At 68.6% G+C, this 6,041-nt stretch carries 6 protein-coding genes and 1 pseudogene; 6 read left to right on the top strand and 1 reads right to left on the bottom strand.

Annotated features, from left to right (window positions below):
• Positions 1–73: 73 nt before the first annotated feature.
• The 6 genes from AB0E63_RS42765 (at position 74) to AB0E63_RS42790 (ending at position 5,773) form a co-directional block, all read left to right on the top strand.
• Entirely contained in the window at positions 74–631 is a 558-nt protein-coding gene (locus AB0E63_RS42765) for a hypothetical protein (RefSeq protein WP_360379527.1), read from the top strand.
• The gene (locus AB0E63_RS42770; protein WP_360379530.1) at positions 628–1,818 is read left to right on the top strand and encodes a hypothetical protein; all 1,191 of its coding nucleotides are present in this window, start codon (positions 628–630) and stop codon (positions 1,816–1,818) included. Before AB0E63_RS42765 ends, AB0E63_RS42770 begins: the two co-directional genes overlap by 4 nt.
• Positions 1,815–3,053, top strand: a complete 1,239-nt coding sequence (locus AB0E63_RS42775) for a hypothetical protein (RefSeq protein ID WP_360379532.1) — start codon at positions 1,815–1,817, stop codon at positions 3,051–3,053. Before AB0E63_RS42770 ends, AB0E63_RS42775 begins: the two co-directional genes overlap by 4 nt.
• A 212-nt stretch (positions 3,054–3,265) precedes the next feature.
• A complete protein-coding gene (locus AB0E63_RS42780; RefSeq protein ID WP_360379534.1) occupies positions 3,266–3,937 on the top strand; it encodes a hypothetical protein in 672 nt (223 codons plus the stop codon).
• A 347-nt stretch (positions 3,938–4,284) separates the two neighbouring features.
• On the top strand, positions 4,285–5,124 hold the full coding sequence (locus AB0E63_RS42785) for a helix-turn-helix domain-containing protein (protein ID WP_360379537.1): 840 nt from the start codon (positions 4,285–4,287) through the stop codon (positions 5,122–5,124).
• A 67-nt stretch (positions 5,125–5,191) separates the two neighbouring features.
• The gene (locus AB0E63_RS42790; RefSeq protein ID WP_360379539.1) at positions 5,192–5,773 is read left to right on the top strand and encodes a dihydrofolate reductase family protein; all 582 of its coding nucleotides are present in this window, start codon (positions 5,192–5,194) and stop codon (positions 5,771–5,773) included.
• 9 nt (positions 5,774–5,782) lie between these two features.
• Here the strand turns inward: AB0E63_RS42790 and AB0E63_RS42795 are convergent.
• Positions 5,783–5,968: pseudogene (locus AB0E63_RS42795) on the bottom strand (ISL3 family transposase); the annotation flags it as partial.
• Positions 5,969–6,041 lie beyond the last annotated feature (73 nt).

Genomic DNA, 6,041 nt, shown 5'->3' on the forward strand with positions numbered 1-6,041 from the left:
AATCGCACCGGATTTCGCACCGTTCGCGGCCATCGAGGATCCATCCATCCTCGGTCCAACCACGCTCGCGACCATGGCCGCGTACACGGAGCTGGCCGTCGGCGGCCAGGTCGGAGGACCGGAGGAAACACAGATGGGAATAATCGTCGTTCTCGCCGTCATCGCCTTCTTGGTCGGTGGGGTGTGGTGGAACCACCGCACCAAGGCAGCGGCGTTCGCGGGTATCGGGTTCGAGGTACCGCTGCCGCCCCAGCAGGTGGTCGCGGTCGTCAGTGGCATCTACTGCCAGGGTGCGACGGCGGCGCTGCGCAACACCTTCCTGGGCGTCACCGTCCGCCGCACGGGCCCGATGGAGTTCGTCTTCGACACCAAGCTCGGCGACAGCGGTGCGATCAGGATCGATGCTGCCGGCGAGCGCGGCAGCACCGTGGAGGCCGAGACCACTGTCCTGCACATCGGCGGCAAGCTGCTCTCGGACAGCGGGTCCCCGATCTGGGTGATGTCCAAGGCCCTGACCAATCTGATCTATCGGATGCTCGGCGTCGCGCCGAACGCCGCCCGGATGAAGCGGTTCCAGTACGGGCTGGAGCGAAAGGTGACCACCCAGATCCACCGGCAGTTGCAGTCATGAGCGCATCGCGGTCCGGTCCACGCGGGCCGATGAGAATGCCGGCCGCCGCCCTGGCGGCCTTGTTCGCACTCACCTGCCTCACCGGCTGCGACGATGACCCGCCGGCGCGAACTGTGGCGGTCGTCGTTGGCCGGCACGCCGGCGCGGAGGGTCTGCTGGACAGCCAGGGCAAGGCGATCACGCCACTGTCCTCGGCCGTCGACGGGATCCTGAGCGGACCCGGAACGGTGACGGTGATCGCGAACGACGGCCGTCCGCGGGTGGTGAAGACCATCGAGCTCGCCTACGCGGGCGGCTCGAGAACCCAGCGCGACGATGCCTACGCCAAGAACAAGAAGGCGCTGGAGACAGCGTTGCTGGAGGCCCGCCCGGTCGTCGCCCAGGCCGATCCGACCGCCGCGCTCAAACTCGCCGGCGATGCGGTCCGCGGAAAGGAGAATCCCGAGGTGATTGCCTTCGACAACGGTCTCTCGACCACCGGCACAGTCCTCATGCAGCTGGGACTGATCGACCTCGGCACCGATGCCGTGGACCTTGCCCGGCAGAGCAAGGGGATGTTGCTCGATTCCTTCAGCGGAATCGTCGTCCAGTGGCACGGCCTCTGCTCGGTCGTCGAACCCCAGCCCGGCTGCAGCGCGGGCGTCCAGCAGCAGCTCAAGACGTACTACACGACGCTCGTCGCCGACGCCGACGGAAGGATCGAGTTCGACGACGCGCCCCTCGGCGGTGGGGTGCCACCAGCCGACGACGCGCCGGTCGTCGACATCGTTCGCTGGCAGCAGCGCCGCCTGACCCCGAGCGTCCCGGCGTCAACGGCTACGCCGACACCCAACCCGATCGTCAAGGTCCTCACCGAAGACCTGGTGCGCTTCCAGCCGAGGTCGGACGAGTACGCCGATCGGCCCGCGGCGGAGCGGGCGATCGCCGAGCTGGCGCCGAAGCTCGGCGAGGATCGCTACCCGCGCGTCTGGGTGGTCGGCTGCACGGCCAAGGACCCGACAGCCACCGAGGACGAGATGATGAGCCGGTCCATCAGCCGCGGGAAGAAGATCGCCGCCGATCTCCAGGCGCACGGAGCGACCAGCCAGTTCCTTCCTGGTGGCCGCGGCTGGCGGTGCCCGGGCTTCCGCGAGAACGAGGACGCCGCCAACCGCCGGGTCATCGTCAGCTCGGAGCCGATCCCGTGAGTACGCCGGTGCGGACGCTGGACATCGCCGGCGGCAGCGCGATGGGCGAGCCCGGTCCGCATTCGGGCAACGTCGACGGGGACCATCACCTGGGCCTGCAGGACGCAAGCTGCCACGACCAGGACTCGATCGACCCGACGCAGCCCCTTCGCCGGGAGCTGACACTCGGCCTCGGCGTCGTCGTCAATCTGCAGGCCTACCTGCACGGTTTGGTCGGCGCTGTGCTCATCCAGTACGACATCTGCAAGGACCTCCGGGCCACCCAAGCCGGCGCATCGATGCAGCTCCAGCTGGCCAAGGCCGACGTTGACCGCGCCAACGCGAACCTCGAGTCAGCCGTGGCACGGCTGCCCTCCGATCGGCCGGACCTGCTGGCCGACAGCCAGGCCGAGGCGCCTCCGTCGCGGTCGTCATGGGCCGGATTCGCACGTGCCTGGTTCGCGATCGCGGTGTTCGGGGTCCTCGAGATCATCACGAACCACCTGGCCATGCTGTACCTGCGCGACGACGACTGGGCGACCTGGGTGCTCGCCGGTGCGACGTCCGCCGCAATTCTCGGTGGTTGCTTCTACATCGCCCAGTCGACCAGCCGGCTGCGGACGTCCGCCCTCGGCCTCTGCGTCACCGCCGTGGTCGTCGGCAGCGGAATGATGCGTTACCGGTACGCGGCCGACAGGGTGAGTCAAGGGCTCGCGGATCACGACCTCCCGCCCATGGGCGCCACGACCAAACTCGCGATTCTGGCGTTTGCGATCGGGCTGCCCGCGGCGTTCGGGCTCATCACGATTGCCAAGACGCGGCCCGAGCCCGGCGCGGCCGAGGCGGCCGCGACGCGGTCGGCCGAGGTCAGGCTGGTTGGCGGGGTTCGCCGGCTGCACGAGATCGCCGAGCGTCGCCGAACCGACGTACGGGCGGCTGTCGAGGCCGAGTCGTCCGCGGTCGACGCACTCCGGAACGGCGAGGCGGCGTTGCACCGGCTCTGCGATCAGACCGAGGCATCGATCATGGCGGAGTACGGGCGCCGGTTCGAACGCCTGGACGCCTACTTCCGTGGACTGGCGCTTGGAGCGAAGGATCCGGGGATGACGACGCGACTCGACCGGAGGTACGCGGAAGCGGTCAAGTCGCTGGCCGATCAGCTCGCGTTCGCCGTCCAGGAGGCGCGCAAGCAGATCGCGTCGGTCCGGGCCGACCTGCTCGCGTTCCCGGCCACGGAACCGGCGGGTGAAAGCTGATGCGGCAGATCTGGAGATGGTTCTGGCTGCGGCGGCGAGTGTCATCCACACCGCCGGACGACGTGCCGTGCCCGTCCTGCGAAGGCACACTCACCCTCTGCAGCTCCTGCGCCGGCGACTGGCGGGCCGCATCCTGCCCGCAGTGCGGACTGGGCCGGCTCTGCGATTCGTGCGGCATCCACCACTGGATCGGTTGAGGAGGTAGGAGACAGATGTTGATCCCCAGTTCGACCCGCTCGCTTCAGCTGCCGCTGGCGCCGCCGTTCGCCCGCCGGCGCGGGCTGCGATGCGTGATCGCGAACCTGATGGCGCAGCTCCGCGGTGCTCGGGACGTCAATCAACCCTTCGGCGACGACGGTGTGCAGCCCGCCGTCGCGGCTTGGCACCGCCAGGCCGACCAGGTCGCAGCGCAGATCGACGACGCGCTCTCTGCCCGTCTGGAGGAGCTCGACCATCGGGCCGCCGAGCTCTTCGGGTTGGCGAACCATCACGCAGCCGCCATCGCCGAGCTGGGCGCCACCTTGGAGCAAGCGGTCTCGGCCGACGTCGACGACCGCACCGTGGCCGGCAGCGACAACCGGCGGCTCGCCCGTACGACTCGTGCCACGATCGAGGCCCGGCGAACGTCCCTCGCATCCGCCGCACAGGAGTTGCGTCAGCTCGAACTGACCCGGCAGCACCTGCGCGAGGCGGCTCGGGACGTCGCCGACTCATGGTCGCGTCGCTGTGACGAACTGAGCGCTTTCCACCGACGCGGATTCCACTTCCGCGCAGCCCGCGCGAAGGTGACCGTCTCTCCCACCCCTCCCCCACTGGCGAGCCACCGGTGCCCCTACGAGTGGAGCGACGACTTCGCGCCGACTGTCCCGGCTGCGGCTCCGTAACCCCCGGACAGCAACCGGCCCCCATCGGCTAGGAGCCCCCCTGAGCCGACGAGGGCCGATCAAACGTTGCCACCCCCAGTAGCAACCTCACCATGCTCGATCACTATCCGCGCCCGAGCCATAGCTAGCAGCCAAGTTGCATCAACCTGCAGAACCGGCCGCAGCAACCTGCAGTTCGTGGGCTCTTCACAATGCAAAGTGCGTCTTCGGTGACGCTGATGCGCCGATTGTCGTCGAACTCGCGACGCAAATGTCCGCGGCCGGGCGCTCGTCCGGGATCGGCGCCGGCTCGATGCTGGCGGCGGCGCGGCTGGCGATGCCGGCGGGGCGTCGGGGATGCTGTGGGCATGGAATACGTGTCCAGAGTGCCGCGACCGCCGCTGGACGGGCTGATCTACGACCTTTACTACCTGGAGGGTGCGTCGCCGTACGCCCGGCTGACGCTGCCGCCGATGCCGGGGGCGTTGCTCATCGTCAACCTCGGGGCGCCGTTCCGCATCCGCGGCGGCACCGACATCGAGACGGCCGAGTACGCCGACGGCTGCGTGGTCACCATGCCCACCCGCGCGCTGGAGTTCGGCTACCCACTCCGGACCCGGTCCGTCGGCGTGCACGTCAAGCCGTGGGGGCTGGCGCCGTTCCTGCCGATGCCCGCGGCCGAGCTGCGTGACCGGCCGGTGACGGTAGAGCAGGTTTGGGGCCGGCCCGCCACTGCTGAGCTGCGAGACCGGCTGGCCACGGCTGACGAACCACACGAGATGCTGACGCTGCTCGAGAAGGAGCTGATGGGACGGCTGTGCGAGACCGCCGGCCTGGGGCTGGTCCGCCATACGAGCAGCGTCATCGCGGCGACCAGCGGAGCGGTGTCGATCGGAGACCTGAGCGTGGCAGTCGGTGTCAGCAGCACTCATCTGGCACAGCGGTTCAAGGAGCTCATCGGTGTCACGCCGAAGCGGCTGGCCCGCACTCAACGCTTCGCCGCCACCATGCTCACGATCAATCCCGCCGAACCGGTCGAATGGGGCGACCTCGCCGCTCGCGCAGGCTACTTCGACCAGGCCCACTTCAGCCACGAGTTCCGGGCGTTCACCGGCCTCACGCCGACCCGGTACATCGAAGTCCGGCGGCGATTCCTGCGCGAACATCCCGGCCACACGCTGGACGGCTGGCCGCTGCCGGCCGATTGATTTCTTACAAGAGCAACAGCTCGCGACACGCTAATTTAGGGCCACCCCCAAAGCAGAGGAGAGCCCCGTGGGCAAGGTGGTCATGTACAGCTCGGTGTCGGCGGACGGCTTCATCGCGGACGACAATGACCAGCCCGGACCGCTGTTCGACTGGTTGACCAGCGGTGACGTCCCGTTGGACGAGAGCGGCGTACTAAAGGTGTCGCAGGTGTCCTACGACTACACCCGCACGTACTGGGACCAGATCGGGGTGACAGTCGCCGGCCGCCACGTCTTCGACATGACGGACGGCTGGGACGGAAAGCCCCCGGCCGGGATCGACCACGTGGTCGTCGTGACACACCGACCGGCGCCCGAGGGCTGGGACCCCGCGGCGCCGTTTCACTTCGTCGACGGCATCGAGGCAGCTATGGCCAAGGCGCAGGAGCTTGCCGGTGACCGCATAGTCGAGGTCGCCGCCGGCGACGTCGGTGGCCAGATGCTTGCTGCGGGTCTGGTCGACGAGGTGCGCATGGACGTCGTACCCGTCGTGTTCGGGTCCGGCAAGCGCTACTTCGGGTCGGTCCACGCGCAGCACCTGTTGGAGGACCCTGACGTGGTGATCCAGGGCAACCGGGTGCTTCACCTGCGCTACCGGGTCCGCCGCTGACCGATCTGAGACCTTCACACCGTTCAACCGGCCGGGATCGTTGATCAGCACCCGTCGGCCCTCGGCCAGGACCGCGTCGTTGGCGGTGTTCCACGCGACGCCAAGCCCTTGGGCGACGCGAGCGATGCTCCAGTGCTGACACACGATCGCGCCAGCCACCATCCAACCAGCGACTACACCCTGACGCGAAGATTCATCCACGGGGAGGCTGTCGTGGTGAGCGCTACGAGGCTTCGTTGAGGGTGACGCGATAGCCCATGGCTTCGAG

It is taken from the genome of Kribbella sp. NPDC026596, assembly GCF_040638415.1.
Classification (GTDB): Bacteria; Actinomycetota; Actinomycetes; order Propionibacteriales; family Kribbellaceae; genus Kribbella.

Bases quoted from the DNA above. Each gene is read 5' to 3' on its own strand.
- AB0E63_RS42765 (WP_360379527.1), top strand. From the start codon at position 74: ATGGCCGCGTACACGGAGCTGGCCGTCGGCGGCCAGGTCGGAGGACCG.
- AB0E63_RS42770 (WP_360379530.1), top strand. From the start codon at position 628: ATGAGCGCATCGCGGTCCGGTCCACGCGGGCCGATGAGAATGCCGGCC.
- AB0E63_RS42780 (WP_360379534.1), top strand. From the start codon at position 3,266: ATGTTGATCCCCAGTTCGACCCGCTCGCTTCAGCTGCCGCTGGCGCCG.
- AB0E63_RS42785 (WP_360379537.1), top strand. From the start codon at position 4,285: ATGGAATACGTGTCCAGAGTGCCGCGACCGCCGCTGGACGGGCTGATC.